The following is a 25941-nucleotide window of genomic DNA, read 5'->3' on the forward strand; positions in this document are numbered from 1 at the left end:
TCTGAAGAAACGCGCGCCCCTGCGGAAGGAGGCCGGTGTCATTGGTTGGCCATCAGCTCCACAAACGCCAACGCGCCCTTCTGCAGCGGCTGGCTCTTGAGCCACACCGCATGCACTGGCAGCACCAGGCCATTCTCGATATTGCGGAAATTCAGGCGCTGGAGCCGGCCGGCGTCGAGTAATGGCTGCACCACCGACTGCGGAAAATTACCCCAACCCAACCCGGCTTCAACCATGTCCAGCGCCATCGCCAGGGTATCGGTGCGCCAATGGGACTCGCCCAACAGCGGCCGGGTGTCACTGATCGGCAGGTCACGGCTGGCAACGATGATCTGGCGCAGGTGCACCAGGTCTTCCAGAAACAGATCCTGCCCCGGTACCAGCGGATAATCCGCCGAGAGTGTGGCAATCATTCGTTCCGAACCGACAAACTGGAATCGCTCGAGCACGTTCATGCTCAGCCCGGCGAACGCCAGGCACACACTGACCCTGCCGCTGTGCAGCATCGCCAGCACGTCATCTTGCGCAGCGGTGAGCAGTTCAATGTCCAGTAACGGAAAACGCTGGGCGATGATCTTGATCGCGGCCAGCACCGCGTGCTTGTCGAGGTCGGCCACCACTGCAATCGACAACTTGCTTTCCAGCCCCAACGACAGCTCGATGGCGTGCACCTGCAACTGCTTGAGCTGCTCGGCGATCAACCGTGCATGGGGCACCAGCGCAGCGGCCATGGCGGTTGGCACCGGTTCGCGATGACTGCGATCGAACAGCAGGTAACCGAGCTCAGCCTCCAGGTTGGCGATCCCCATGCTGACCGCCGATGGCACACGGCCCAAGGATCGAGCGGCAGCAGAAAACGACCCGCGCTCAATCACGGCAAGAAACAGTTCGATGCTATCGCTGTTGAAACTCATGTTTAACCTGTCAATGAAACTGAAAGCTTCTGACTTTTTCTGTCATCCCCATTGAAGCTATCTTGCGCCGCCTCCGCCAGTCGTTTCAACAAACCTGGCGTTTTTTTCGTCGCAAGAGGTTGTATCCATGCAAGGTCTCAAACGAAAGCTGGTCTATGTGTCGCTGTATGAAATCATCGGCATGACATTCTCGGCACTTGGCCTGGCGCTGTTGTCGGGCACATCGCCCGGCAGCACCGGCCCCCTGGCGGTGATCATTACCACCATCGCCGTGACCTGGAATTTCATCTACACCTCGCTGTTCGAGCGCTGGGAAAGCCGTCAGGTGTCGCGTATCCGCACCGTGAAACGGCGCATCGCCCATGCAGTGGGATTTCAACTAACCTTGATAGTGTTTCTGATCCCGTTGATCGCCTGGTGGATGAACATCAGCCTGGTACAAGCCTTCCTGCTGGACCTGGCGCTGATCATCTTCATCCCCTGCTACACGTTCGCGTTCAACTGGTTGTTTGATCGCACCTTCGGTTTGCCCGCTTCTGCACTACCGGACCCGGCCTGATTGCCAGTCGGACATTACCCTGTCAGATTCCCGAAGCGGCTAAACGCTAAAGGAGTAGCTCGATGGAACATGCACTGAAGATTCTTGGTAAAGCGTCCTCGATCAACGTCAGAAAAGTCCTGTGGACCTGCGACGAACTGGGCGTTTCCTACGAACGTGAGGACTGGGGCAGCGGCTTCGCATCAACCCACAGCCCCGAATTCATCAAGCTCAACCCCAACGCCCAGGTGCCGGTGATCATCGACGAGGCCGGTGTGTTGTGGGAATCCAACACCATCTGTCGCTACCTCGCCGGCAAGCACCATCACACCGAACTGCTGCCTGGCGAACCGGCAGCCCGGGCCCGCGTCGAGCAATGGATGGACTGGCAGGCCACCGAACTCAATCGTTCCTGGAGTTATGCGTTCACCGGGCTGGTGCGTCGGGATCCGGAGTTCCTTGACCCGCACCTGATCGCCAGCGGGGTGCGCGGCTGGAACCAGAAAATGGCCATACTCGAGCAACAGCTCAAGGCCACCGGTGCCTATGTCCCGGGCCGCACTTTACCGTGGCCGACATCGTCATCGGCCTGTCGATCAACCGCTGGCTGATGACCCCCATGGATCGCCCCGACCTGCCCGCCGTCGATGAGTATTTTCAACGGCTGGCGCAACGTCCGGGGTTTCTCAGGCATGGCTGCAATGGCTTGCCGTGAAGTTGGGTGAGTGCAATCGCGGCGATCAGTTCAACTGTAACGTCGAGTTGAACTGACTGATCGCATCCACCACATGCCGCGAGCCCTGCTGGATTTCCAGGATCACCTCCCCCGCTTCGTTCGCCAGTTCAACCCCAAGCCCGGTGCGGCTCAGGCTCGACTGCATGCTCGTCACCGCGCTCAGCGACAGGTCATGGTTCTTGCGTACCACTTCGACAATCTCCAGCGTCGCCTGGCTGGTCCTCGCTGCCAGGCTGCGGACTTCGTCGGCCACTACCGCAAAACCACGGCCGTGCTCCCCCGCCCGGGCCGCTTCGATGGCGGCGTTGAGTGCCAGCAGATTGGTCTGATCCGCAATGCCGCGAATGGTCTGGACAATGGTGCCGATGATTTCGGACTGCTTGCTCACGGCATCAATGCTCAGTGCCGCCTCGTTCAGGTCGCGGGAAATGTCCTGGATGATCTGCACGGTCTGCTGCACCACCTGGGAGCCTTTCTGGGCGCAGGCGTCGTTTTGTACCGAAGTGCTGTGGGCCGATTCGGCAGCGGTCTGCAGGGTGGTGACCTGAGTCGTGATGTCACTGGCGAACTTGACGACTTTGTACAGGCGCCCCTTGGCATCGAACAGCGGGTTATAGGACGCTTCCAGGAACACCGTATGACCGTGCTTGTCTTTGCGCTCGAAACGGTGCGAGTGATATTCACCGCGATTAAGCGAGGCCCAGAACGCTTTGTAGGCCTGCGACTCGCTCTCAGCTCGATGGCAAAAAAGGCTGTGGTGCTGGCCCACGACTTCGTTCAGCGAGTAATGCATGGTTTTGAGGAAGTTATCGTTGGCCGTGATAACGGTACCGTCCGGCTTGAATTCGATGACGGCCATGGAGCGCCCGATAGCGGCGAGCAGGCTGTCGTTTTCGTGCTCCCGATTGATCCGGGCGGTGATGTCCGCCGCGACTTTCATCACGCTTTGCACCTGCCGATCAGCCCCGTATACCGGCATGTAGCTGGCCTCCAGCCAGACCTCCCGGCCGTTCCTGTCCAGGCGCTGAAACGTGCCACTGAGCGGTTCGCCCCGCGCCAGGTCCCGCCACAACTTCGCGTATTCCTCGCTGCGGTAAAACGCCTCCTCACAAAAAATCCGATGGTGCTTGCCGCGCACTTCCTCGGCGCTGTAACCCATGGTGCTGCAGAAATTCTCGTTGGCATCGATGACGATGCCATCAGGGGTGAACTCGATGATTGCCATCGACCGGCTGACCGCGGCCAGCTTGCCGTTGGCTTCGGTCAACGCGCCACTGAAGCGCTCGATTTCCAGCAGGTCAGCCTTGTGATGTAGGTTAAACATGTCGTATCACCCTAAGCACGGTCTTTTGATTGAAGAAAGTTCGGCCTTTCTACGTATCCACCACAATGCTCCATGGAACATGGCATACGCCCCCCCCATAGCATGGAGGGTTCGCTCAGGTGATAAATGATGTTCAATCGGAGGGTCCATGGTGCGACGCTCTTATCAAGACATCCTTCTCTTGATAGCCCGGAATCGAGCCAAACCTGACAGTTTCATGAGTAACTCCCTTTCGCATACCACTCCTTGTTACGAGTCAGCATAGACAGGCAATAACCGTACGCAAGGCCACTAGTCGACCATTACGCAGCAAAAATTGAACTTTTTTCAGTGGGCGAACCTTACGAACATCGCGGGGGACGCGATGCTGACGCTGCACAGCCGTGCAGCAGGAGCCCGAGGACCGGGCTCCCTTTTTGCGGGATCAATGGCCGAACACGTCCACCTTCTTGGCCTTCTTGTCCGCGCGCTTTTCATCAGCGGTTTTCGCCGGTTTTTTCTTCGCTGCTTTCTTTGAATCCATGCCTTTGGCCATGATACGTACTCCACTCATACGGGATGTGAGATCAGGTATACACCTATCGCCGCGCGCGCGTTCTTTTATAATCAAAGGCTTTGCGCACCGACAGACCGAACCCATGCCCGACACCCAGTACACCCTGCTCGCCGAGCCATTGTGGCCGCTGATGAACAAGTTTTATCGCAGCCATCAATCGTCGATGAAAGCCGTGCGCGACGCCCAGCTATGGATCGCAAGGCGTGAAGAAATCATCGGTGCATTGTGTTTGCGGCCGGTGGCGGACGGGCATTGGTTGACCGGACTGTTTGTTGACCCAGGTTGTCGTGAACAGGGGATCGCGGGCGCGTTGATTGCCGAGGCCATCAAGGGGCTGCAGGGGCCGGTGTGGTTGTTCTGTCATCCGGACTTGCGCGGCTTCTATGAGCGTCGCGGGTTCAGCTTCGACCCGGTGCTGCCGTATGCGATGGCTGAACGGTTGAGTCGTTATGCGCGCAGCAAGCCGATGATTGCGATGGGGGCAGGCCTGTAACCCGCCCCTGTGGCAGGCCCCTATTGCATTGAGGGTAATTCTGGTCAGTCGTCAGCGTTCGGGTCGAGGTCCGGGAACATCACTTCAGTAAAGCCGAACTTGCTGAAATCGGTGATGCGCGACGGGTACAGTCGTCCGATCAGGTGATCGCACTCATGCTGCACCACCCGGGCATGGAAGTCCGACGCAAAACGCACAATGGGTTGGCCTTTGGGATCAAAACCTTCGTAGCGGATTTCCCGATACCGATTTACCGCACCGCGCAGGCCCGGGACCGACAGGCAGCCTTCGAACCCCTCCTCCATCACCGGGCTCAGCGGCGTGATCAGCGGGTTGATCAAGATGGTCTGCGGCACGGCCTCGGCATCCGGGTAACGTTCACTGTGCTCGAACCCGAAGATCACCAGTTGCAGGTCAACGCCGATTTGCGGAGCGGCCAGGCCGACCCCACCAACGCTCTCCATGGTCTGGAACATATCGTCGATCAACTGCCACAACTCCGGCGAGTCGTACATTTCGACAGGCACCGGCGGGGCGATGCGCAGCAGTCGCTCATCGCCCATTTTCAGGATTTCACGGATCATTTGATGACTTCGTCAGTGGATGGCTTGATCGAGTGATCCCGACCCAGTCCGGAAACATGTTGTTTAGGCTCTTCGGCGAGCTCACCGGGGACTTTCTCGCCCGGGTCCTTGCCTTCGCTGGACATGTGTTCGATCACCGCATTCATCTCCGCCCCCAGCAACAACACGGCAGCAGAAATGTAGAAATACAGGAGCAACACGATGATCGCGCCGATACTGCCATACATGGCGTTGTAGTTGGCGAACTCCTTCACGTACAAGCCAAAACCCACGGACGCGAGGATCCACACCACCACCGCCAGTACCGAGCCTGGGGTGATGAAACGGAACTCCTGTTTGACGTCAGGCATCACGTAATAGATCAGCGCCACCGCCACCATCAGCAGGATCACGACCACAGGCCAGCGGGCGATGGTCCACAGGGTCACGATGAAATATTCCATGCCCACCTGCGCGGCGATCCAGCCCATCACCTGCGGCCCGAGCACCATCAGCGCCGCCGCGATCAGCAGCATGCCGGCAATGCCGATGGTGTAGAAAATCGACAGCGGGAGACGTTTCCACGCCGGACGTCCTTCGACCACGTCATAGGCAGCGTTCATCGCACTCATCAACAGGCGTACGCCGGCAGATGCGGTCCACAGCGCGATCACGATACCTACCGAGAGCAAACCGCCCTTGGATTGCTGCAGCTGGTCGATCACCGGGTTCACCTGCTCCACGGCCTGGGGCGGCAACACCAGCTCCGACTGCAGGCGCAACCAGGAGAAGAAGTCCGGCAGGTGCAAAAAACCGATCAGGGCGATCAGGAACAGAATGAAGGGGAATAGCGAGAACAACATCTGATAGGCCAGCGCCGACGCATAGGTCGACATCTCGTCATCGATGAATTCGGTGACCGTGCGCACCATCACGCGGTGGATGGGCAGACCTTTCATGTCCGGGAAAATCATTAGCGTCTCCTTTCGCCGCAAAAATCGGGTTCAAGTCGGGGCGACTCAGGGGCCGTTGCTATCAATGTAGCCTGCATCAAAATAGCCTTGTTCGGCCACTTTGAAACAAATTCTGTGTTCAAGTTCCAGCTGAAAGAAAAACGGCCATCCGCAGATGGCCGTTCATAATAGCCTCACAGGCCAGATCAGGCCTTGTCGACGCCTTTCTTTACCGCGTCTTTGGCTTTGCCCACTGCTTGCTGAGCTTCGCCTTTCTTTTCCTGCACTACGCCTTCGGCACGCATTTTGTCGTTGCCGGTCGCCTTGCCTACGCCTTGTTTGACGTTACCGACTGCTTCGTTAGCGACGCCTTTTACTTTATCGCCAGTGCTGCTCATGGTGTCTCTCCTGTGAACAATTGAACGAAAAAAAGTGCTTACAGAAAGATTGACCGGAGGGATTTGCCGGGAGTTTCATTTATTTTGCGCAGAAGATTTCATCGATCCGGGCAGGTTGGGCTTTATGTTTGCCCGCCAACACCCGAGAATGCGCAACGTATTCAGGCCATGGCGCTGAAGATCCAACCCCGTAGGAATGTTATGAAACTCGATAAAAAGCAGGCCATTGCCCGCAGAAACCAGGAACTCGGCGGTGCTGTGCTTGGCGTCAACAACTGCCATTTCACCGAATTGAACCGCAACCGCAACATCTGGTGGTTCGATATTCCGGTCGCTCGCCTGGCCATTGGTCAGTACGAGTGGGTACACCTGTTGATGCACACACCGGACACCGACGAACTGCTGCACCTGAAGGTGCCCACGGTGTTCCTGCGAGAAAAGCTCGAAGGGCTGGTGGTGCGCAACGAGGGCAAGCGCAAGGCGGCCTTGAGCCTGGAACTAAGTGCCGACAAAGACTCGTACCTGCAGGACATGCGTCCGGCGGGCACCAACGTCAATTTTGCGCCGTTTCGACAGTAACCGTCGGTCGTCAAAATGGGGCGCCCCTCGCGACTTTCCCTACGAGCGGGCGCTCCGCTACTCCGGCGATGGACAAGCCCCTTGAGCGTTATCCACCATGTCAAACGGGTTGATCAATGCCTGGCTGACTCCGGGCCCGGGCTTACCGCAAGCACGGATATTTATCGAACGCGTGCCGGTACATGAGCTGCAACTTCTGCCGTCCAAATGGATGGCTGTCGATCAGGTGACGCACGTAACGCGCAGTGCCCGGAGAGAGTTCACCATATTCAGTGCCCGGATGGAGTTCACCACGTTCGATTGCGTTCTGATTTTTACTTTCCAGCCATAATCTTAAAATTCGATAAACGAACTGGTCGACAACAGGCTCCTTGACATAGTGAGGATTATTGAACAGCGTCTTCTCCAGCCGCGCCCGGTGGCGCTGCATCGCAACGTCATCCACGCTTTGCAGATGGTCGATCACCGATCGCATCAAGGCGTTTTTCTGTTCCTTGTAAACGGCATTGATGCTGTCGATACACATCAATAAATTTCCGATGCCCTTCTCGGAAAAACAATTGAGGTCCCAGGTGGTGGGCGCTCGCAAACTCTCCTCGATACACTTTTGACTAAAAGATATCTGCGCGTTATTGAAATTTGAGCCGCGGAAGTTCACCCGATCACAGGAAATGTCGGTTAGGTTGGCCCAACTAAAATCGCAGTGCGTCAAGTCGACAACTTTGAATTTCCCCCCGAGCAAGTTGGCGCCCGAGAAATCAGAACCGGAAAAAACGACATCCTTGAGCTGCAGGTTCGGCATGTTTGCCCTTGTGAAGGTATTGCCTTTGAAGGTGACGTCGTAGAACTCCCTATTGGGCAAGTTGAAATCGGGACAAATCAACGCAGGGTGCTGAACACGGCCCTTTTTCCGAACAGGCCCCTCGAACCCGGAGCGATCTCCAATGCACAGGCTGCCTGCATTAGCGCTTAGCTGTGATGAACGAAGCTCGCCTTGATCAACCATTACTGTTTTCGGCGCAGCAAGGGGGAGGTCTTTGTTGCTGGCACACACCAGCTCCTGAACAACAGCACCTGAGCTCCCGGCTACGGGTAAGCTCGAAGGCGAAGGGCGACCGGTCGTGGCGGGCGAACAGTATTCGGGTGTCCGCGGCATAAGCATCACTCCATGAAAGATGGCATTGGCCAAGAGCCCGCAATCAAATCACGCCCCAATACCCAAGACTTTCAGAAAACGCACAACGGGCTGATGCTTGCCTGCGGGAGTGCGACCCGTGGCGGAATAGCGCGCAAAAAAATCCGCAGCCCGTTTCGGGTCGCGGATTTTTCGACGGTTCAATGCTCAGCCAGCGTCCCCGGATCGGCAGGCGACGCCAGTTGCCATTCAGGCCTTCTTCAGGCCCAGCTTCTTCAACTCCTCGTCGCGCAGTTCGCGCCGCAGGATCTTGCCGACGTTGGTGGTCGGCAGCGCATCGCGGAACTCCACGGAACGCGGCACCTTGTAGCCGGTGACATTGGCACGCATGTGCTCCATCACTGTTTCCTTGGTCAGCGTCACACCCGGTTTGACGACGATGAAGATCTTGATCGCTTCACCCGACTTCTCGTCCGGCACGCCAATCGCTGCGCACTGCAACACGCCCGGCAGGGTCGCCAGCACGTCTTCCAGCTCGTTGGGATACACGTTGAAGCCGGACACCAGGATCATGTCTTTTTTGCGATCGACAATACGCATGTAGCCATCCGGCTGGATCAGGGCGATGTCACCGGTCTTCAGCCAGCCTTCGCTGTCGAGGATTTCATCGGTGGCGTCCTGGTGCTGCCAGTAACCCTTCATCACCTGCGGCCCTTTCACGCACAGTTCACCGATTTCACCCAGTGGCTGTTCCACGCCGGCATCATCGATGATCTTGCACAGGGTCGAGGGTACCGGAATGCCGATGGTGCCGATCTGGATGTGCTGGATCGGATTCACCGTGGCCACCGGACTGGTTTCAGTCATGCCGTACCCTTCACAGATGGAGCAACCGGTGACCGCCTTCCAGCGCTCGGCGGCCGCCAGTTGCAGGGCCATGCCGCCCGACAGGGTGACTTTCAGCGCAGAGAAGTCCAGCTTGCGGAAACCTTCGTTGTTGCACAGCGCAACGAAGAGCGTATTAAGGCCGACAAAACCGCTGAACTTCCACTTCGACAACTCCTTGACCATCGCCGGCAGGTCGCGCGGGTTGCTGATGAGGATGTTGTGGTTGCCGATCAACATCATCGCCATGCAATGAAAGGTAAAGGCATAGATATGGTACAGCGGCAGCGGCGTGATCAGGATCTCGCAACCTTCATTCAGGTTGGAACCCATCAGCGCCTTGCACTGCAACATGTTCGCCACCAGGTTGCGATGGGTCAGCATCGCGCCTTTGGCCACGCCGGTGGTGCCACCGGTGTATTGCAACACGGCCACATCGCTGCTGGCCGGGCAGGCTTCGGTGACTGGCTGGCCGTGGCCCTTGCTCAATACGTCGTTGAACTTGATCGCCTTGGGCAAGTGATAGGCCGGGACCATTTTCTTCACGTACTTGATGACGCTGTTGATCAGCAGGCGCTTGAGCGGCGGCAGCAGGTCGGCGACTTCGGTAACGATGACGTGCCTGACCCCGGTCTTGGGTACCACGGTCTGCGCCAAATGGGCCATGTTGGCCAGGCAGACCAGGGCCTTGGCACCGGAGTCGTTGAATTGATGTTCCATTTCCCGCGCGGTGTACAGCGGGTTGGTGTTGACCACGATCAGCCCGGCGCGAATCGCACCGAAGACGGCCACCGGGTACTGCAACACGTTGGGCAATTGCACGGCGATTCGATCGCCTGGCTGCAAGTCGGTATGCTGTTGCAGATAAGCGGCAAAGGCGCCCGACAGTTCGTACAGTTCACCGTAGGTGAGTGTCTTGCCCAGGTTGCTGAACGCCGGCTTGTTGGCGAAGCGTTGGCAGGACTGCTTCAGTACTGCCTGAATATTCGGGTACTCGTCCGGATTGATGTCGGCAGCAATCCCGGCAGGGTACTTATCCTTCCAAAAGTCTTCGATCATGGAAGCCCACTCCTCAGCAACGCGAATTCAGCACCGCATTTGATGCGATTATTATTGGTGTTTGGTCAGGGGCCAAAACGGCGTTTTAAAAGGCCGGGAAGTCCCAAAGCGCGCCGAGAGTAGCAGCTTTGCCAAGGGTCGACCAGAGCCAAAAGCGGGCTCTACAGTCACACTGGTGACTCTTGAATAGCTTATAGTCAGTTTTAGAGCAAAAATTCTATAGGTCGCCTGGAAGCAAAAGATCGCAGCCTTCGGCAGCTCCTACAGAGGAACGCATTCTCATGTAGGAGCTGGCGAAGGCTGCGATCTTTTGGCGTCATCCAACTCTACTGATCACTAAGCAATATCGCGCAGCTCCCGCCGCAATATCTTGCCCACCGGCGTCATCGGCAACGATTCGCGCAACACAATATGCTTGGGTACTTTGTAAGCCGTGAAGTTTTCCTTGCAGTAGGCCTTCAGCTCTTCAAGGCTGACCCCGGATTCGCGCGCCACTACAAACAATTTCACCGCCTCCCCCGAGCGCTCGTCAGGTACACCGATCACCGCGCAGTTAGCGACTTTCGGATGAGCCATCATCACGTCCTCGATCTCGTTCGGGTACACGTTGAAACCCGAGACGATGATCATGTCCTTCTTGCGATCGACGATGCGCACAAAACCATCCGGGTCGATCACTGCAATATCGCCGGACTTGAACCAGCCCTCGGCATCCAGTACTTCGGCCGTCGCCTCAGGCTTCTGCCAGTAGCCTTTCATGATCTGCGGGCCCTTGATGCACAGCTCGCCGCGTTCGCCCAAGGCTTGCTCGACACCGTCATCGTTGATGATTTTCAAAGTGGTACCCGGTACTGGCAGGCCCACCGTACCGATGCGCGACTTGTCACCGTAGGGGTTGGTGCACGCCACCGGTGACGTTTCGGTCAGGCCGTAGCCTTCGGTGATGCGGCATCCGGTGAGTTTTTCCCAGCGTTCGGCAGTGGCCTTGACCAACGCAGTGCCACCGGAATTGGTCAGCTTGAGGCTGGAGAAGTCCAGGCTCTTGAAATCCGGATGATCCATCAACGCGACAAACAAAGTGTTTAAACCCAGCAACGCGGAAAAACGCCAGCTCTTCAGTTCCTTGATAAAGCCCTTGATGTCCCGTGGATTAGTGATCAGCACGTTATGGTTGCCGGTGACCATCATGCACATGCAGTTCGCCGTGAAGGCATAGATGTGATACAGCGGCAGCGGCGCAATCATCACCTCCTGCCCTTCACGCAGCAGCGGCTGGCCGTCGGTACCGAACTGACCAAGGCAGGCCCGCGCCTGTTGCATGTTCGCCACCAGGTTGCCGTGGGTCAGCATCGCGCCCTTGGCCAGGCCAGTGGTGCCGCCGGTGTACTGCAGCACCGCGACATCGTCGAGACCGGCGTTCAACGGCTTGATCCCCTGCCCCTTGCCCATGCGCAGCGCGCTCTTGAAGGAGATGGCCTGGGGCAGTGAATAGGCCGGAACCATTTTCTTCACTTTGTCGACCACGGTATTGATCAGCCAGCCCTTCGCGGCCGGCATCAGGTCGCCCATTTTGGCTTCGATCAAGTACTGGATGTCGGTGTTCGGCAGCACTTCCTGGACCTTTTGCCCGAACATGTTCAGGTACACCAGCGCCCGGGCACCGGAATCCTTGAATTGATGGCGCATTTCCCGCGCGGTGTACAACGGGTTGGTATTGACCACAATCAGGCCGGCACGCAAGGCGCCAAACACTGCGATCGGGTAATGCAGGACGTTCGGCATCTGTACCGCGATGCGATCGCCTGGCACCAGGTCGGTATGGGCTTGCAGGTAACCGGCAAACGCGGCGCTGTAGCGTTCCAGTTCGGCGTAGGTCAGGGTCACGCCCATGTTGCTGAAGGCCGGGCGGTCGGCGAATTTCTTGCAGGAACGCTCGAACACCTCAATGACCGACTTGTAGGCCCCAAGGTCGATGTTCAGGGGTACGCCGGCCGGGCGTTTGTCATTCCAGAAATCAGGTTGCATTGTTCTTGTCCTCTTTACCTGAACCTATCCGGGCCGCTGTTCTGTCAGTTTCGTCAGACCTGACGCGAAAAGCGGAGCTTCACGGACACTAGCAGTTATGGCGAATCAGGCAAACATGACCGATACCGTCATTGATCGTGTGAATCTTCCTGCCGTGGTGTAAGGCAGTTCGCACGGCCGCACCTGGAATGCGCTATACAATGCATCGACCCAGCGCAAAGGAATCGCCATGATCCACGACACTTTCTGGCTGACCGCGAGTGACCGCAGTCGCCTGTTCGTCAATCAGTGGCTACCCACCCTTCCCCTGAAAGCCATCGTGCTGCTGGCCCACGGCATGGCGGAGCACAGCGCCCGCTACCAAGGCCTGGCGCAAAAACTCTGCGAGCAGGGCTACGGTGTCTATGCCCCCGACCTGCGAGGACATGGCAAAACCGCCGAAAATGGCACCTTGGGGCATTTCGCCGACGACGATGGCTGGTGCAAGGTCGTCGGCGACCTGGCGAGCCTCAATCAGCACGTCGGTCAGCAGCATCCCGGGGTGCCGATCCTGCTGATCGGCCACAGCATGGGCAGCTACCTCGCCCAGGCCTATCTGCTGCACCACAGCGCCAGCCTGCACGGCGCTGTGCTGAGCGGCTCGAACTTCCAGCCCGTGGCGCTTTATCGCGCCGCCCGGCAGATCGCCCGCGCCGAACGGCTGCGCCAAGGTCCCAAGGGCCGCAGTGCGCTGATCGAGTGGTTGTCGTTCGGCTCGTTCAACAAGCATTTCAAGCCGGTACGTACGCCTTTTGACTGGCTGAGCCGCGACCCGGCCGAAGTCGACAAGTACATCAACGACCCGCTTTGCGGCATGCGCTGCACCAATCAGCTGTGGGTCGATTTGCTGGGCGGCTTGCAGCAAATCAGCAAAGCGTCCAATCTCGCGCAGATTGATCCGGGCCTGCCGTTGCTGGTGATTGGCGGCGAATGTGATCCGGTGAGTGAAGGCAAGCGTCTCAAAGGTCTGGCCAATGCCCTGCGCAAGGCCGGCAGCCAGAATCTGCATCTGATTATTTACCCCCAGGCCCGGCATGAACTCTTCAACGAGATCAACCGCGATCAGGTTATTAACGATCTGTTGAACTGGATCGAGCAGGCGCTGAGCCACCGCCGACCCACCCGGTCGGAATAGTTTTTTTGCGATTTATTTATTCGTGACAGGAATTGAAACAGATGACCCAGGTTACCAACACCCCTTATGAAGCCCTCGAAGTCGGCCAGACCGCCAGCTACAGCAAAACGGTCGAAGAGCGCGACATCCAGTTGTTCGCCGCGATGTCCGGCGATCACAACCCGGTGCACCTGGACGCCGAATATGCGGCAGGCACCATGTTCAAGGAGCGTATCGCCCATGGCATGTTCAGCGGCGCCTTGATCAGCGCAGCCGTGGCCTGCGAACTGCCCGGGCCCGGGACTATCTACATCGGCCAGCAGATGAGCTTCCAGAAGCCGGTCAAGATTGGCGACACGTTGACCGTGCGCCTTGAAATCCTCGAAAAACTGCCGAAGTTTCGCGTGCGCATTGCGACCCGCGTTTTCAATCAGCGTGATGAGCTGGTAGTGGATGGCGAAGCGGAGATTCTGGCGCCGCGCAAGCAGCAGACCGTGACGTTGACCACATTGCCGGCGATCAGCATCGGTTGAAAAGCAAAAGATCGCAGGCTGCGATCTTTTGACGTAAAAAACGCCGGATCAACCGGCGTTTTTTTGGCTGCTACGAACGCTTACGAGCGTGCGCGAGCCTGGTTACGCAGGGCTTTCACCTGGTCGTGGTTGCGTTGTACGCCGTGGTACTGACGCTCAACCAGGTCACGAATGCCCACCAGATTGTGCTTGTTGATTTTTTCGATGGCTTCTTTGTAAGCCTTCAGCGCATGGTCTTCACCGCGCTCGGCTTCGTTCAACACGGCTTCTTCATCCTTGCCGGTGAACATGGCCTTCACGTCAACCCAACGGCGGTGCAGATCGCCGCTGACGCTGGTGGAAGTTTCCGGATCGCCACCCATGGAACGCACGGCTGCCTGCAGTTCTGCCGCGGCGGTTGCGCAATCAGCGGAACGGGTCACGAACAGGGTTTTGAGTTCTGGGTGCTTGATGTCTTCGGCGCAGGTCTTGAACCCTTCCTGACCGTCTTTGCTAACTTCGATCAGGTCGTTGAGTACAGAGATGGCTTCTTTATTCATGTCGGTCATTTTTCAATTCCTTGCGGGTTGATGAAAGATGCAATAGCTATTGCACCCTGCATGCCAGCTTTTCACTGAAAATAAATTCGTTATATTTCAATGATTTATGTTTTATCGCGAAATCTGCATCCGCTTTTTTTGCATGATCTGTCATTTGGCCTGCATGCAGAATGCCTGTATTTTCAAATGTGACTGACTCAAGACGATCAAATGATGAACCCGCAAAAGCTCGAACTGCTGATTACTCGCCAAATGCCCTTTGGAAAATACAAAGGACGCATCATTGCCGACCTTCCCGGCCAGTACCCTAATTGGTTTGCCCGGGAAGGTTTTCCCCACGGCGAACTGGGCGGCCTGCTGGCCCTGATGCAGGAGATCGACCACAACGGCCTGTCGGAGCTGCTTGAACCGCTGCGCGCCAAACACGGCAAACCTGCCCCGCGTCATTGAAGACTGAGTAAGCCATGCCCGATAACACCCGCCGCGCCCGTGATGAGCTGTTCTGGCTGACGTTTGCCGATCGTTACTCGAAGGAACCTGGCCCGATCAATCTTGAAAACGGTTATTTCGGCCGAATGTCGCGCACGGTGGTCGAGGAATACCAGCGCAACATCGAGCTGATCAACCGCAGCAACTCGGTTCATGTGCGCCAGCGCTTCGAACAGGTCGAAAGCCTGGAGATTCGCGCGCAGCTGGCGGAGCTGATTGGCGTGCGGGCGCAAGCCGTTGCCCTGACCCGTAACGCCACCGACGCCCTGCAATCGCTGATCCGCAATTACAACCGCCTGCAGCCGGGCGATCAGGTGCTGATCTGCGACCTCGAATACGACACGGTAAAAGGTGCCATGCGCTGGCTGGCGCGTTATCGCGGTGTGGAGGTGATAGAGATTGATCACCAGCACCCCGCCTCTTTCGACTCGCTGCTGGCCAGTTACCGTGAGGCTTTCGAGCGTTACCCACGGCTCTAGCTGATGGCATTGACCCACGTCACCCATCGCACCGGGCTGGTGATGCCGGTGCAGGCCATTGCGGCGGCTGCGAGGGAACACGGCATCGATGTGATTCTCGACGGCGCCCATGCGCTGGGGCAGATGAAGTTCAATCTCGCAGAGCTGGGCATTGTTTTCGCCGGTTACAACCTGCACAAGTGGATCGGTGCGCCGCTGACATTGGGTTTCATGTACATCGCCCCGGAGCGCCTGGCGGATATTGACCCGGACATGGGCGAGCAGCATTTCCCGCTCAACGACATTCGCGCCCGCACGCCCTACAGCACCCCCAATATCCCGGCGCTGCTGACGCTGCCGCTGGTGTTCGAGGAACACCTGGCCATGGGCGGCTCCGCAGCCAAAGGCGCGCGGCTTAATTATCTGCGCAATGAGTGGGTCCGGGCGGTGCGGGATTGGCCGGGTATCGAGGTGATGACCCCGGACGACCCACGGTTGTATTGCGCGATAACCTCGATGCGGTTTACCCGGCATGCGGATCAACAGGTGATGGTCGACCGGCTGTTGAATGAGTTCAACCTGTTTACCGTTGTACGCAGCGGCGCGGCGAGCGGACCCTGTATCCGCATTACACCAGGGCTGACGACCACAGCGGCGGATATCGCGGCGCTGATCAAGGCGCTGGACCAGTTGCGCTGATTCAACACCGCCCCCCTGTAGGAGCGAGCCTGCTCGCGAAAAACCTGAGACCGCCAAGGGGTGTCAGGTTTCCAGCGTTATCGTTAACGACCATCGCGAGCAAGCTCGCTCCTACAGGGTTATGGCGTACACGGTGGGGCTTTCTTCAGACAAAAAAAACGGTGCACCGACCAAGCGCACCGTTAAAGCCGTAGAACACACAACGACGTGTCAGGTAAAACCAATCAGTCCAGCAGCGCCAACGCCTCGGCAGTGCATTCCTGGATGCGGGCCCAGTCGCCGTTCCTGATCCACTCCGGATCAAGCATCCAGCTGCCGCCCACGCACATCACGTTTTTCAACGCCATGTAGCTTTTGATGTTGGCCGGGCTGACGCCGCCAGTCGGGCAGAATTTAACTTCGCCGAACGGGCCGCCCAGGGCTTTGATCGCCGCGACGCCTCCGCTGACTTCCGCCGGGAACAGCTTGAAACGGCGATAGCCCAGGCCATAACCCTCCATGATCCCGGAAGCATTGCTGATCCCCGGCAACAGTGGAATCGGGCTGTCGACACTGGCTTCCAGCAGGTCACGAGTAATGCCTGGCGTGACGATGAACTGCGAACCGGCCGCCTCGGCCGCGGCCAGCATGCTTCGATCCAGCACGGTACCGGCACCGGTCATCAGTTCCGGGCGCTGCTCGCGCAGAATCTGGATGGCCTTGAGGCCGAACTGCGAACGCAAGGTCACTTCCAGGGCAGTCAGGCCACCGGCGGCAAGGGCATCGGCCAGGGGCAGGACGTCCTGCTCGCGAGCGATGGTGATGACCGGCAGAATCCGCGCCTTGGCGCAGAGGCTGTCGATCAGGGCAACTTTGTCCGCCATGGAAACGGTCGGGGGAGTGTTTTTCATAGCGGCTGATCCTTGGCTCATGGGCACCAGTAAATCTCTAACGTAGGTTGCAGAAACGCGCGAATCGGCATGGCGCCGACATCGTCACCGGCCAATGCGGCACTCAGGGTGGTCAGCTTGGACTGACCGGAAATCGATAGAACAGTGGTCTCGGCCGAGGCCAGCAGCGCACGACTCATGGTCAGGCGCTGATGCGGCACGGTCGGTGCCAGCATCGGGTAGCAGCGTCGAGTGCCATCGGCTGCCAACGCTTCAGCCAGGTTCGGGCTGTTGGGAAACAGCGACGCGGTATGACCGTCATCGCCCATGCCGAGTATCAGCACGTCGATCGGCGGCAACTCTGCCAACAGACGATCGGCTTGCTCGGCGGCCAGCTCCAGGTTCGCCGTGGCGCTGTACAGGCTCAGGAATTGCGCCTTGGCCGCCGGGCCTTGCAGCAGGTAGCGCTTGAGCAGCCCGGCATTGCTGTCGGCATGCTCGACCGGCACCCAGCGCTCGTCGGCCAGGGTGACAACCACCTTGGACCAGTCGAGCTTTTGCCTGGCCAGGTTCTGGAAAAAGGCCACCGGGCTACGGCCACCGGACACCACCAGCGTCGCGGTGCCGCGAGCATCGATAGCGTCACTCAGCTGCTTGGCCACATTCAGTGCCAAGGCATCGGCCAACAGCACCGGGCTCTTGTACTCATGGGCGCTGACGCCCTGAGGCAGTTTCAAATCAGATATCGCCATACCACGACCTCCCGTCCCGCGTGATCAGTGCAATGGAGCTCATGGGGCCCCAGGACCCGGCCGCGTACGGCTTGGGCGCATCACCGGATTTTTTCCACCCGGCGATCAACTGGTCACACCACTTCCACGCGGCTTCGATTTCATCTTTACGGACAAACAGGTTCTGATTGCCGCGCATTACTTCCAGCAACAACCGTTCGTAGGCATCGGGAATGCGTGCGCTACGCCAGGTATCGGAAAAATTCAGCTGCAACGGACCGCTGCGCAGCTGCATGCCCTTGTCCAGGCCTTGCTCCTTGGTCATCACGCGCAAGGAAATGCCTTCGTCCGGCTGCAGGCGGATAATCAGCTTGTTGCTGATTTGCAGGCGCTGCTCCGGCGCGAAGATGTAGTGCGACGGCTCCTTGAAATGGATGACGATCTGCGACAGCTTCTGCGGCATGCGCTTGCCGGTACGCAGGTAAAACGGCACACCGGCCCAGCGCCAGTTGCGAATGTCGGCGCGTAGGGCGACAAAGGTTTCGGTGTCGCTCTGGGTATTCGAATTCGGCTCTTCAAGATAGCCCGGCACCGGTTTGCCTTCGCTGTAGCCGGCGATGTACTGGCCGCGCACCACTTGGGTGGTCAGGCCTTCCGGGCTGATCGGCGCCAGCGCCTTGAGCACCTTGACCTTCTCGTCGCGAATACTGTCGGCGGACAGGTCGGCTGGCGGGTCCATGGCGATCAGGCACAGCAGCTGCAGCAGGTGATTCTGGATCATGTCGCGCAGCTGGCCGGCCTTGTCGAAGTAGCCCCAGCGGCCTTCGATCCCGACTTTCTCGGCCACGGTAATTTCCACGTGGGAGATGTAGTTCTGGTTCCACTGGGTTTCGAACAGGCTGTTGGCAAATCGCAGGGCGATCAGGTTCTGGACGGTTTCCTTGCCCAGGTAGTGGTCGATGCGATAGGTGCGGTTTTCCGGGAAAAACTCGGCCACCGCGTCGTTGACCGTGCGCGAGGATTCCAGGTCCGAGCCGATCGGTTTTTCCAGCACCACGCGGGTATTTTCAGCCAGGCCGACTTTCGCCAGGTTTTCGCAGATGGCGCCGTAGACGGCGGCCGGGGTGGCGAAATAGGCGATGACTCGCTGGGCGCTACCGGCTTGCTCCGCCAGGGCGACGTAATCATCGGCCTTGAGGAAATCGACATGCAGGTAACTCAAGCGGGCGAGGAAACGCTCGACCACGGCTTCGTCCAGCTCCTTGGCGCCCACGTAGCGGCGCAGCTCCGTGGCGATAAACGCCAGGTGCTCCTGTTGGCTGCCCGGCTCACGGGCCAGCGCGATGATGCGCGTGTCCTCGTGCAGCAGGCCTGCACCGTCAAGCTGGTAGAGAGCAGGAAACAGCTTGCGCAGGGCCAGGTCGCCAAGGGCGCCGAACAAGGCAAAGGTGCACGGTTCAACCGTAATCGAAGGCATGATGTTGGTTCTTTTATCAAGTTAAGCTACAAATACCTTTTTTCAAGGCATCGCTCAAGAGAAAATGTAGTAATAACCACAACATTTTCGCAAAATATGGATTGCGAGTGGTGGTCAGTCGGAGCCATCAGTAGGATAGGCCACCGTCCCGGGCCTCACCAAAGGCTCAATTCGCATAGCCGAGCGGCTTTTTACAGGTGAATCAAGGAACATATATGGACCGCGTGCGAAATTTACTGGAACAGATCCAGAATCGCCTTGAAGACCTGAACAAGGCCGAACGCAAAGTCGCCGAGGTGATCCTGCTCAACCCACAGCAGGCCACCCGCTTCAGCATCGCCGCCCTCGCCCAGGCCTCGAAGGTCAGTGAGCCGACGGTCAACCGTTTCTGCCGTTCGTTCGGTGTCAGCGGCTACCCGGAACTCAAGCTGCAACTGGCCCAGAGCCTGGCCAGCGGAGCCGCGTACGTCAGCCGTGCGGTCGAGGCGGACGATAATCCGGAAGCCTATACCCAGAAGATTTTCGGCAGCGCCATCGCGTCCCTGGACAGCGCCCTGCAGGCCCTGGACCCGAACCTGATCAGCCGCGCTGTCGACCTGTTGATCCAGGCCCGGCAGATCCACTTCTTCGGCCTCGGCGCTTCAGCCCCGGTCGCGCTGGATGCGCAGCACAAGTTCTTCCGTTTCAACCTGGCCGTCACCGCCCATGCCGACGTGCTGATGCAGCGCATGATTGCGTCGGTGGCACATACCGGTGAACTGTTCGTGATCATTTCCTACACCGGCCGCACCCGCGAGCTGGTGGAAGTGGCGCGCATTGCCCGGGAAAACGGCGCCTCGGTGCTGGGCTTGACCGCTGAGGGCTCGCCCCTGGCCAAGGCCAGCACCCTGAGCCTGAATATTCCACTGCCGGAAGACACCGACATCTACATGCCGATGACCTCGCGGATCATTCAACTGACCGTGCTGGATGTACTGGCAACCGGCATGACCCTGCGCCGGGGCGTGGATTTCCAACCGCATTTGCGCAAGATCAAAGAGAGCCTGAATGCGAGCCGGTATCCGGTGGGGGATGAGTTTAACTAAGCCCAACATCGGTGTTGCCTGGTCGGGCCTCATCGCGGGCAAGCCCGCTCCCACAGAGATCTTCAGTGAGCATGGATTCGTGTGCTTCGCAGATCCCTGTGGGAGCGGGCTTGCCCGCGATGAGGCCAGCCGCAACACCACCCATTCCGAGCTAAGCCCCCACCCGCGCCTGCAAACTCAAATTCGCCCGCTCCCCCGGCGCCAGTCCCCGCCCACCACCACTCGCCGCCTCGACACAGACAAATTCAGACATCTCGTTCCAGCTCACTCCCAGCAACGGCCGCGTCCCCGGGTGCCAGACCACGGTGTTTGCGTCATCCCCGGTATCGATGCACAACTGCCGCTGCCAGACAGGGTCCTTGAGCTGTAATTCGCCCTCGTGCTGGAACACTCGCTGGCAGCCGCCATCCACCCGCAGCTCTCCTTCCTGCTGGCATGCCTGGCGCTTCAACTGGTCGTAACCTTGCACCCCATCGAGCCCAGACAGCGCTACCTCGCCCACGTCGCCAATACGCCAGTAGGCGTGCAAAGCCTGACTCAACTGACACGGCAGGCTGTCCTGATGCTCAGTCGCCAGGCGTAGGTCCAGGCGCTCGCCAAGGTGCGCATGCAGGTCCACTTGCCAGTCGCACAGTTGCAGTTGCCAGTGCAGGCGCACGCCGTCGTCCGTGCTGCTGTCGAGTAACTTCCAGTCGAGCAGACGCGCCCAGCCATGGGACGGCCAGGCGTTTTCGCTCGGATGGCGGCCATACCACGGCCAGCACACCGGCACCCCGCCTCGAATCGCGCCGACATGCGGCCACTTCGCTGCGCACCACAGCCAGGGTTTCTGGCCTTTGGGCTGGAAGTGCAGCAACTGCGCACCCTGGCGACTGAACACCGCCTGGCAGAGCGGATGATCGATCACCAGCACGTCGCGCAGTTGATAGCGCTCCCACGCGAACACAGGACGCTCGCGCAAGGATTTGAAGAAGCGTTGTAGCGGATGCTCATGCATGTGCCGCAGTCCTGAAAATCATCTGTTACCGGGAAGTGCCCGCCCCAAAAAAAAGCGGACAGCCTTGGCCGTCCGCAAAAATGCGCACATGGAGAGAAGCTTATCGCAACAGCGTTAGAACACCGACTGAATTTTCAGGCCGGCCACGATCGCGTCGTCCACCTGATCCACACCACCGGGGTGCTTCACGTACTGCAGGTTGGGACGCACGGTCAGCCAGTTGGTGACGTGGAAACCGTAGTTGATTTCAGCGTTGTACTCGGTGTCCTGGATAGGCAGGAAGGCCGGGTTGTCGTAGTCGTCGATGCCGTTGACGCCATTGATCAGCTTGCGGTTTTTCTGCGCGTCTTCGTTGACGTGGATACGGGCGATACCGATGCCCACATCGTCTTTGGGGCGCGCGTTGAACGGGCCTTTGTAGACCAGCATCAGGTTCTGATAGTTGTCCACGACGTTGGTGTCCTTGTCGTGGAAGGTGGCGTTGGCCGCGATGCTCAGGCCACGGCTCTTGTCGCCATTGTGGTCGGTCAGCTGTTGCTGGGCGACGAACCAGTAGCCGGACTTGCTGCTGTGGCTGCGGTACGCATCACCGCTGACGGCCGCGTCGTTACCGTTGGCATCTTCACGAACGTCGTCGGCCTTGGCGGTGCTTTTGTAGTAACCGACGCGGTACTCGCCCGGCAGGCTGTTGACGTTTGGCGACCACACCAGTTCGACTGGAATGATGGTGCCCTTGGTGCCGCTGCCGCTGAGCTTGAAGCCGTTGCCGGTTTCCAGTTGCGACGGGTTCTGGTTGTACGCGCCGATCTGCGCGTAGAGCTCGTCGTTGATGTTGTACTTCACGCGGATCGCCGCCTGGCTGACCGGCCAGTTGTACCAGATGCCGCCCACCCAGTTACCCACTTGCGAGCCGCAGAACGCCAGGTTCTGGAAGTCGCACGGGAAGCTGTTGAAGTCTTCGCCTTCGCCGAAGTAACCGGCCTTGACGTCCAGGGCGCCATCGAAATACTTCTGCTTGACCCACAATTGCGTCAGGCGCCAGGTCTGGCCCCGGCCCCAGACTTCCTGGGAAGAACTGAAGGTGCCAGCCCGTGGATCGCCGATGCGATCATTGGAGATGTTCTTGCCGCTACGCTCGGTGATCGCCAGTTTGAACTCGGCGTCTTTCCAGCCGAAGATCTTTTCCAGGTCCAGTTGCGCCCCCAAGGCAAACTGGTCGCTGTAGCGCGCAGTGGTGTCATCGTTGTAGCCGCCCTTGAGGTTGGAGCCGACTTCGCCCACGTACTCCAGGGTGAAATCGTAGCCCGCCTCGATCAGCTTGGTCCGCTCACCACCCCAGTCGCCCGTCATCCACTTCGACTCGGGGCTGAACGCTTCAGCAGCGTGCACGGTGCCAGCCAGGCTCATCGCCGCAATCGCTGACAATTGGCAGATCAGCTGAGCGTTGTTCTTCTTCTTCATCCCTACATCCTCGTTTTATTGTTATTAACTGTTTTTATCTAACGCGGTTTACAAATCCCCACTGCAGGAGCGAGCTTGCTCGCGAAAAACTTCAGGCCGACGCGGTGAATCAGACTGCCCGCGTAATCGTTCACGCCCATCGCGAGCTAGCTCGCTCCTACAGGGCTAACGCTTGCGGCCAGCCTGAGCGACCGTTCTTGTCCAACACGAGCAAGCTCGCTCGGACATCAGCGGCCTTTGAACTGGGTCACGTTGGCGTTGTGAGCCTCCGCCTTCGGAACACCGGCAACCCCCAGGCGCTCGCCGGTCTTGGCGTCGAATAACAAAACCTTCGACGGATCAAATTGCAGGGTCAGGGTCTCGCCGACATTCGGCGCGACGTCCGGCGCCAGGCGGCAGCAGACCTTGGTGTCGTTGAGGTTGACGAACACCAGGGTGTCGGGGCCGGTCGGTTCGGTCACCTGGACCTCAGCGCGAATGGTCGGCAGCCCGTTCGGCTCGTTGCCCGCCAGCACGATCTGCTCCGGACGCAGGCCCAGAATCACTTCACGATCTTCCAGACCGGCGTCCTGCATGCCCAGTGGCAACTCGCAACGGGCCTGGCCGCTGTCGAGCAATGCCAGCAGGCGACCGTCCTTGCGCTGCAAACGCAGGGGGATGAAGTTCATCGGCGGCGAGCCGATGAAGCTCGCCACGAACAGGTTGGCCGGGTTGTTGTAGATGTCTTTCGGCGTGCCGAACTGCTGGATGATCCCGTCTTTCATCACCGCCACTTTGTCGCCCAGGGTCATCGCTTCGATCTGGTCGTGGGTCACGTAGACCGTGGTGGTTTTCAGACGCTGGTGCATCAATTTCATTTCGGTGCGCATCTCGACCCGCAGCTTGGCGTCGAGGTTGGACAGCGGCTCATCGAACAGGTAAATCTTCGGCCGCCGCGCCAGTGCCCGACCCATGGCCACACGCTGTTGCTGGCCGCCAGAGAGTTGGCCAGGTTTGCGGCTGAGCAGGTGTTCGATTTGCAGCAGCTTGGCCACGCGAGCAACTTCTTCGTCGATTTCGGCCGTTGGCATTTTGCGAATCTTCAAGCCGAAAGCGATGTTGTCGCGCACGCTCATGGTCGGGTACAGCGCGTAGGACTGGAACACCATGGCGATGTCGCGATCCTTGGAGCTCATGCCGCTGATGTCGGCGTCGTCCACCAGGATCGCGCCGCCGCTGATGTTCTCCAGGCCGGCGATGCAGTTCATCAGCGTGGACTTACCGCAGCCCGACGGACCGACCAGGATCAGGAACTCACCGTCATTGATCTTCAGTTCGATGTTCTTCAGGGTATCCGGCAAGCCGGCACCGTAGGTCTTATTGACGTTACGTAATTCGAGAGTTGCCATGTTCTACCCCTTGACCGCGCCGGACGTCAGCCCACGCAGGAAATACTTGCCAGCGAATATGTAGACCAGCAGTGTCGGCAGCCCGGCGATCATCGCGGCAGCCATATCAACGTTGTATTCCTTGGCCCCGGTGCTGGTGTTGACCAGGTTGTTCAGGGCCACGGTGATCGGTTGTGCATCGCCGCTGGCGAACACCACGCCGAACAGGAAGTCATTCCAGATCTGCGTGAACTGCCAGATCAGGCAGACCATGACGATAGGGATCGACATCGGCAGCAGGATCTTCCAGAAGATCGTGAAGAAGCCCGCGCCATCCAGGCGTGCCGCCTTGACCAGCGCATCCGGAATGCTCACGTAGTAGTTGCGAAAGAACAGCGTGGTGAACGCCAGGCCGTAGACCACGTGCACCAGCACCAGGCCGGTGGTGGTGTTGGCCAGGCCGAGCTTGCCGAGGGTGAACGAGGCTGGCAGCAGGACGGTCTGGAACGGCAGGAAGCAGCCGAACAGCAACAGGCCGAAGAACAGTTGCGAGCCACGGAAGCGCCACATCGACAGCACGTAGCCATTCATTGCACCTATGAAGGTGGAGATCAGCACTGCGGGCACGGTGATTTTCACCGAGTTCCAGAAGTAACTGCCGACACTGTCCCAGGCCTTGAGCCAGCCAATGCCATCGATCACGGTTGGCCAGCTCAGCAGGTTGCCGGTGCGGATGTCCTCGGGGGTTTTGAAGCTGGTCAGCAGCATCACCACCAGCGGGATCAGGTAGACCGCGGCGGCCAGCAACAACGTGGCGTAAATGGCGATGCGGCTGAAGCTGAGCGCCGGTTTGCCCAGTTGATTACTCATGGCGTTTGCCTCGCAGTTCCGAGTACAGGTAAGGCACCAGGATCGCCAGGATCGCGCCGAGCATCATCATGGCGCTGGCCGAACCAATGCCCATCTGGCCACGGCTGAAGGTGAAGGAATACATGAACATCGCTGGCAGGTCGGACGAGTAGCCCGGGCCGCCTGCGGTCATTGCAGCCACCAGGTCGAAGCTCTTGATCGCGATGTGCGCGAGGATCATGAAGGCGCTGAAAAATACCGGGCGCAGGCTCGGCAACACGATCTTCAGGTAGATGGTCGGCAAGCTCGCGCCGTCGACTTGCGCGGCACGGATGATCGATTGATCGACACCGCGCAGGCCGGCCAGGAACATCGCCATGACAAACCCGGAGGCTTGCCATACGGCAGCGATGACCAGGCAATAGACGACGCGATCCTGATCCACCAGCCAGTCGAGCCGAAAACCTTCCCAGCCCCAGTCACGCAGCATCTTGTCCAGGCCAAGGCCTGGATTGAGCAGCCATTTCCAGGCGGTACCGGTGACGATCATCGACAGCGCCATCGGGTACAGGTAGACGGTGCGAATGAAGCCTTCCTTGCGAATGCGCTGGTCCAGCAGCACCGCCAGGAACACCCCCAGCACCAGGCTGATGCCGATGAACATGCCGCCAAACAGGGCGAGGTTCTTGCTCGCGACCCACCAGCGGTCGTTGTCCAGCAGCCGGGTGTACTGCTGCAGGCCGACCCATTTGTAGCTCGGCATGAAGCTGGAATTGGTGAAGGACAGGACGAATGTCCAGATGATGTAACCGTAGAAACCAACCAACACGATGAGCATGCTCGGCGCGAGTACCAACTTGGGTAACCAGCGTTGCAGCGCATCGAACGGTGAGGCTTTGCTGAAAACCGCCACAGAGCTCATCGGGATAATCCAGGTTTAAATATAAAGGATCGAAGTGCGATCCCTCGTAGGAGCTGCCGCAGGCTGCGATCTTTTGATTTTGTTTTTTTACAATCAAGATCAAAAGATCGCAGCCTGCGGCAGCTCCTACCAGGGGCTCACTCGCTGTCGGGGA

24 protein-coding genes and 4 pseudogenes are annotated in these 25941 nt (G+C 58.8%); 9 read left to right on the top strand and 19 right to left on the bottom strand.

Features of this window, described 5'->3' with window-relative positions; genetic code table 11:
• Window positions 1-38 precede the first annotated feature (38 nt).
• Window positions 39-914 carry a LysR family transcriptional regulator gene (locus tag IMW75_RS11525; RefSeq protein WP_205892673.1) on the bottom strand — a complete coding sequence of 292 codons (876 nt, stop codon included), beginning with the start codon at window positions 912-914 and terminating at the stop codon, window positions 39-41.
• A gap of 127 nt (window positions 915-1041) precedes the next feature.
• On the opposite strand from IMW75_RS11525, the gene IMW75_RS11530 reads away from it, so the two are divergent.
• The gene (locus IMW75_RS11530; protein ID WP_205892674.1) at window positions 1042-1473 is read left to right on the top strand and encodes a PACE efflux transporter; all 432 of its coding nucleotides are present in this window, start codon (window positions 1042-1044) and stop codon (window positions 1471-1473) included.
• Window positions 1474-1535: 62 nt separating this feature from the next.
• Window positions 1536-2167, top strand: a pseudogene (locus IMW75_RS11535) (glutathione S-transferase family protein).
• A 25-nt stretch (window positions 2168-2192) separates the two neighbouring features.
• On the opposite strand, the gene IMW75_RS27360 reads toward IMW75_RS11535, so the two are convergent.
• Complete coding sequence (locus tag IMW75_RS27360) at window positions 2193-2651, bottom strand: methyl-accepting chemotaxis protein (protein WP_412548485.1); 459 nt, start codon at window positions 2649-2651, stop codon at window positions 2193-2195.
• Window positions 2652-2735: 84 nt separating this feature from the next.
• Window positions 2736-3512: pseudogene (locus IMW75_RS27365) on the bottom strand (PAS domain-containing protein); the annotation flags it as partial.
• 638 nt (window positions 3513-4150) lie between these two features.
• Between IMW75_RS27365 and IMW75_RS11545 the strand changes: the two are divergent.
• On the top strand, window positions 4151-4561 hold the full coding sequence (locus tag IMW75_RS11545) for a GNAT family N-acetyltransferase (RefSeq protein ID WP_045061543.1): 411 nt from the start codon (window positions 4151-4153) through the stop codon (window positions 4559-4561).
• A 44-nt stretch (window positions 4562-4605) separates the two neighbouring features.
• Here the strand turns inward: IMW75_RS11545 and def are convergent, their stop codons facing one another.
• The 3 genes from def to IMW75_RS11560 form a co-directional block, all read right to left on the bottom strand.
• The gene (def, locus tag IMW75_RS11550) at window positions 4606-5145 is read right to left on the bottom strand and encodes a peptide deformylase (protein ID WP_045061542.1); all 540 of its coding nucleotides are present in this window, start codon (window positions 5143-5145) and stop codon (window positions 4606-4608) included.
• Complete coding sequence (locus IMW75_RS11555) at window positions 5142-6098, bottom strand: YihY/virulence factor BrkB family protein (protein ID WP_045061541.1); 957 nt, start codon at window positions 6096-6098, stop codon at window positions 5142-5144. The genes def and IMW75_RS11555 overlap by 4 nt, the downstream gene beginning before the upstream one ends.
• 185 nt (window positions 6099-6283) lie before the next feature.
• Window positions 6284-6475, bottom strand: coding sequence for a CsbD family protein (locus IMW75_RS11560; protein ID WP_045061540.1), 192 nt, complete (start codon window positions 6473-6475; stop codon window positions 6284-6286).
• Window positions 6476-6676: 201 nt separating this feature from the next.
• Between IMW75_RS11560 and IMW75_RS11565 the strand changes: the two genes are divergently transcribed.
• Window positions 6677-7054, top strand: a complete 378-nt coding sequence (locus IMW75_RS11565) for a hypothetical protein (protein ID WP_205892675.1) — start codon at window positions 6677-6679, stop codon at window positions 7052-7054.
• Between the two features lie 142 nt (window positions 7055-7196).
• Here IMW75_RS11565 and IMW75_RS11570 read toward each other — a convergent pair whose 3' ends face one another.
• The 3 genes from IMW75_RS11570 to fadD2 form a co-directional block, all read right to left on the bottom strand.
• On the bottom strand, window positions 7197-8210 hold the full coding sequence (locus tag IMW75_RS11570; RefSeq protein WP_205892676.1) for a pentapeptide repeat-containing protein: 1014 nt from the start codon (window positions 8208-8210) through the stop codon (window positions 7197-7199).
• Window positions 8211-8438: 228 nt separating this feature from the next.
• Window positions 8439-10133, bottom strand: a complete 1695-nt coding sequence (fadD1, locus tag IMW75_RS11575) for a long-chain fatty acid--CoA ligase (protein ID WP_205892677.1) — start codon at window positions 10131-10133, stop codon at window positions 8439-8441.
• Window positions 10134-10469: 336 nt separating this feature from the next.
• Window positions 10470-12158 (bottom strand): long-chain-fatty-acid--CoA ligase, encoded by a 1689-nt coding sequence (gene fadD2, locus IMW75_RS11580; protein ID WP_205892678.1) that lies wholly within the window; start codon window positions 12156-12158, stop codon window positions 10470-10472.
• A gap of 229 nt (window positions 12159-12387) precedes the next feature.
• Between fadD2 and IMW75_RS11585 the strand changes: the two genes are divergently transcribed.
• Window positions 12388-13332, top strand: coding sequence for an alpha/beta hydrolase (locus IMW75_RS11585; protein WP_205892679.1), 945 nt, complete (start codon window positions 12388-12390; stop codon window positions 13330-13332).
• Between the two features lie 41 nt (window positions 13333-13373).
• Complete coding sequence (locus tag IMW75_RS11590; RefSeq protein WP_045061536.1) at window positions 13374-13844, top strand: MaoC family dehydratase; 471 nt, start codon at window positions 13374-13376, stop codon at window positions 13842-13844.
• Between the two features lie 80 nt (window positions 13845-13924).
• Here IMW75_RS11590 and IMW75_RS11595 read toward each other — a convergent pair whose 3' ends face one another.
• Window positions 13925-14392, bottom strand: coding sequence for a PA2169 family four-helix-bundle protein (locus IMW75_RS11595; protein ID WP_045061535.1), 468 nt, complete (start codon window positions 14390-14392; stop codon window positions 13925-13927).
• Window positions 14393-14596: 204 nt separating this feature from the next.
• Between IMW75_RS11595 and IMW75_RS11600 the strand changes: the two genes are divergently transcribed.
• On the top strand, window positions 14597-14833 hold the full coding sequence (locus IMW75_RS11600) for a DUF3820 family protein (RefSeq protein ID WP_205892695.1): 237 nt from the start codon (window positions 14597-14599) through the stop codon (window positions 14831-14833).
• A 14-nt stretch (window positions 14834-14847) separates the two neighbouring features.
• Window positions 14848-16029 (top strand): annotated as a pseudogene (locus tag IMW75_RS11605) (aminotransferase class V-fold PLP-dependent enzyme).
• Between the two features lie 16 nt (window positions 16030-16045).
• On the opposite strand, the pseudogene IMW75_RS26915 reads toward IMW75_RS11605, so the two are convergent.
• The 4 genes and pseudogenes from IMW75_RS26915 to zwf form a co-directional block, all read right to left on the bottom strand.
• Window positions 16046-16123: pseudogene (locus IMW75_RS26915) on the bottom strand (outer membrane lipoprotein carrier protein LolA); the annotation flags it as partial.
• A 130-nt stretch (window positions 16124-16253) separates the two neighbouring features.
• Window positions 16254-16919, bottom strand: coding sequence for a bifunctional 4-hydroxy-2-oxoglutarate aldolase/2-dehydro-3-deoxy-phosphogluconate aldolase (locus tag IMW75_RS11610; RefSeq protein ID WP_205892680.1), 666 nt, complete (start codon window positions 16917-16919; stop codon window positions 16254-16256).
• 17 nt (window positions 16920-16936) lie between these two features.
• Entirely contained in the window at window positions 16937-17650 is a 714-nt protein-coding gene (gene pgl / locus IMW75_RS11615) for a 6-phosphogluconolactonase (RefSeq protein WP_122840176.1), read from the bottom strand.
• Window positions 17637-19106 carry a glucose-6-phosphate dehydrogenase gene (gene zwf / locus IMW75_RS11620; RefSeq protein ID WP_045060432.1) on the bottom strand — a complete coding sequence of 490 codons (1470 nt, stop codon included), beginning with the start codon at window positions 19104-19106 and terminating at the stop codon, window positions 17637-17639. The genes pgl and zwf overlap by 14 nt, the downstream gene beginning before the upstream one ends.
• A gap of 224 nt (window positions 19107-19330) precedes the next feature.
• Between zwf and IMW75_RS11625 the strand changes: the two genes are divergently transcribed.
• Window positions 19331-20191, top strand: a complete 861-nt coding sequence (locus IMW75_RS11625; protein ID WP_177328568.1) for a MurR/RpiR family transcriptional regulator — start codon at window positions 19331-19333, stop codon at window positions 20189-20191.
• A 151-nt stretch (window positions 20192-20342) separates the two neighbouring features.
• On the opposite strand, the gene IMW75_RS11630 is transcribed toward IMW75_RS11625, so the two are convergent.
• From IMW75_RS11630 to IMW75_RS11650, 5 genes are all read right to left on the bottom strand, one after another.
• Window positions 20343-21188: a D-hexose-6-phosphate mutarotase gene (locus IMW75_RS11630; protein ID WP_205892681.1), complete on the bottom strand. Its 846-nt coding sequence runs from the start codon at window positions 21186-21188 to the stop codon at window positions 20343-20345.
• 114 nt (window positions 21189-21302) lie between these two features.
• Window positions 21303-22649: a carbohydrate porin gene (locus IMW75_RS11635; RefSeq protein WP_122840174.1), complete on the bottom strand. Its 1347-nt coding sequence runs from the start codon at window positions 22647-22649 to the stop codon at window positions 21303-21305.
• Between the two features lie 227 nt (window positions 22650-22876).
• Window positions 22877-24037 carry an ABC transporter ATP-binding protein gene (locus IMW75_RS11640; protein ID WP_205892682.1) on the bottom strand — a complete coding sequence of 387 codons (1161 nt, stop codon included), beginning with the start codon at window positions 24035-24037 and terminating at the stop codon, window positions 22877-22879.
• Between the two features lie 3 nt (window positions 24038-24040).
• Window positions 24041-24886 carry a carbohydrate ABC transporter permease gene (locus tag IMW75_RS11645; protein ID WP_045059711.1) on the bottom strand — a complete coding sequence of 282 codons (846 nt, stop codon included), beginning with the start codon at window positions 24884-24886 and terminating at the stop codon, window positions 24041-24043.
• Window positions 24879-25787, bottom strand: coding sequence for a carbohydrate ABC transporter permease (locus tag IMW75_RS11650; protein WP_045059712.1), 909 nt, complete (start codon window positions 25785-25787; stop codon window positions 24879-24881). Before IMW75_RS11650 ends, IMW75_RS11645 begins: the two co-directional genes overlap by 8 nt.
• Window positions 25788-25941: the final 154 nt, after the last annotated feature.

The sequence above is a fragment of the Pseudomonas gregormendelii genome, assembly GCF_017114825.1.
GTDB classification, from domain to species: Bacteria; Pseudomonadota; Gammaproteobacteria; order Pseudomonadales; family Pseudomonadaceae; genus Aquipseudomonas; species Aquipseudomonas gregormendelii.

Coding starts and splice junctions, on each gene's coding strand:
- IMW75_RS11590 (WP_045061536.1), top strand. CDS start 13,374: ATGACCCAGGTTACCAACACCCCTTATGAAGCCCTCGAAGTCGGCCAG.
- IMW75_RS11545 (WP_045061543.1), top strand. CDS start 4,151: ATGCCCGACACCCAGTACACCCTGCTCGCCGAGCCATTGTGGCCGCTG.
- zwf (WP_045060432.1), bottom strand. CDS start 19,106: ATGCCTTCGATTACGGTTGAACCGTGCACCTTTGCCTTGTTCGGCGCC.
- pgl (WP_122840176.1), bottom strand. CDS start 17,650: ATGGCGATATCTGATTTGAAACTGCCTCAGGGCGTCAGCGCCCATGAG.
- IMW75_RS11640 (WP_205892682.1), bottom strand. CDS start 24,037: ATGGCAACTCTCGAATTACGTAACGTCAATAAGACCTACGGTGCCGGC.
- IMW75_RS11645 (WP_045059711.1), bottom strand. CDS start 24,886: ATGAGTAATCAACTGGGCAAACCGGCGCTCAGCTTCAGCCGCATCGCC.
- fadD1 (WP_205892677.1), bottom strand. CDS start 10,133: ATGATCGAAGACTTTTGGAAGGATAAGTACCCTGCCGGGATTGCTGCC.
- IMW75_RS11565 (WP_205892675.1), top strand. CDS start 6,677: ATGAAACTCGATAAAAAGCAGGCCATTGCCCGCAGAAACCAGGAACTC.
- IMW75_RS11610 (WP_205892680.1), bottom strand. CDS start 16,919: ATGAAAAACACTCCCCCGACCGTTTCCATGGCGGACAAAGTTGCCCTG.
- IMW75_RS11600 (WP_205892695.1), top strand. CDS start 14,597: ATGAACCCGCAAAAGCTCGAACTGCTGATTACTCGCCAAATGCCCTTT.
- IMW75_RS11570 (WP_205892676.1), bottom strand. CDS start 8,210: ATGCCGCGGACACCCGAATACTGTTCGCCCGCCACGACCGGTCGCCCT.
- fadD2 (WP_205892678.1), bottom strand. CDS start 12,158: ATGCAACCTGATTTCTGGAATGACAAACGCCCGGCCGGCGTACCCCTG.
- IMW75_RS11525 (WP_205892673.1), bottom strand. CDS start 914: ATGAGTTTCAACAGCGATAGCATCGAACTGTTTCTTGCCGTGATTGAG.
- IMW75_RS11650 (WP_045059712.1), bottom strand. CDS start 25,787: ATGAGCTCTGTGGCGGTTTTCAGCAAAGCCTCACCGTTCGATGCGCTG.
- IMW75_RS11595 (WP_045061535.1), bottom strand. CDS start 14,392: ATGACCGACATGAATAAAGAAGCCATCTCTGTACTCAACGACCTGATC.
- IMW75_RS11635 (WP_122840174.1), bottom strand. CDS start 22,649: ATGAAGAAGAAGAACAACGCTCAGCTGATCTGCCAATTGTCAGCGATT.
- IMW75_RS11630 (WP_205892681.1), bottom strand. CDS start 21,188: ATGCATGAGCATCCGCTACAACGCTTCTTCAAATCCTTGCGCGAGCGT.
- def (WP_045061542.1), bottom strand. CDS start 5,145: ATGATCCGTGAAATCCTGAAAATGGGCGATGAGCGACTGCTGCGCATC.
- IMW75_RS11530 (WP_205892674.1), top strand. CDS start 1,042: ATGCAAGGTCTCAAACGAAAGCTGGTCTATGTGTCGCTGTATGAAATC.
- IMW75_RS11585 (WP_205892679.1), top strand. CDS start 12,388: ATGATCCACGACACTTTCTGGCTGACCGCGAGTGACCGCAGTCGCCTG.
- IMW75_RS11560 (WP_045061540.1), bottom strand. CDS start 6,475: ATGAGCAGCACTGGCGATAAAGTAAAAGGCGTCGCTAACGAAGCAGTC.
- IMW75_RS11555 (WP_045061541.1), bottom strand. CDS start 6,098: ATGATTTTCCCGGACATGAAAGGTCTGCCCATCCACCGCGTGATGGTG.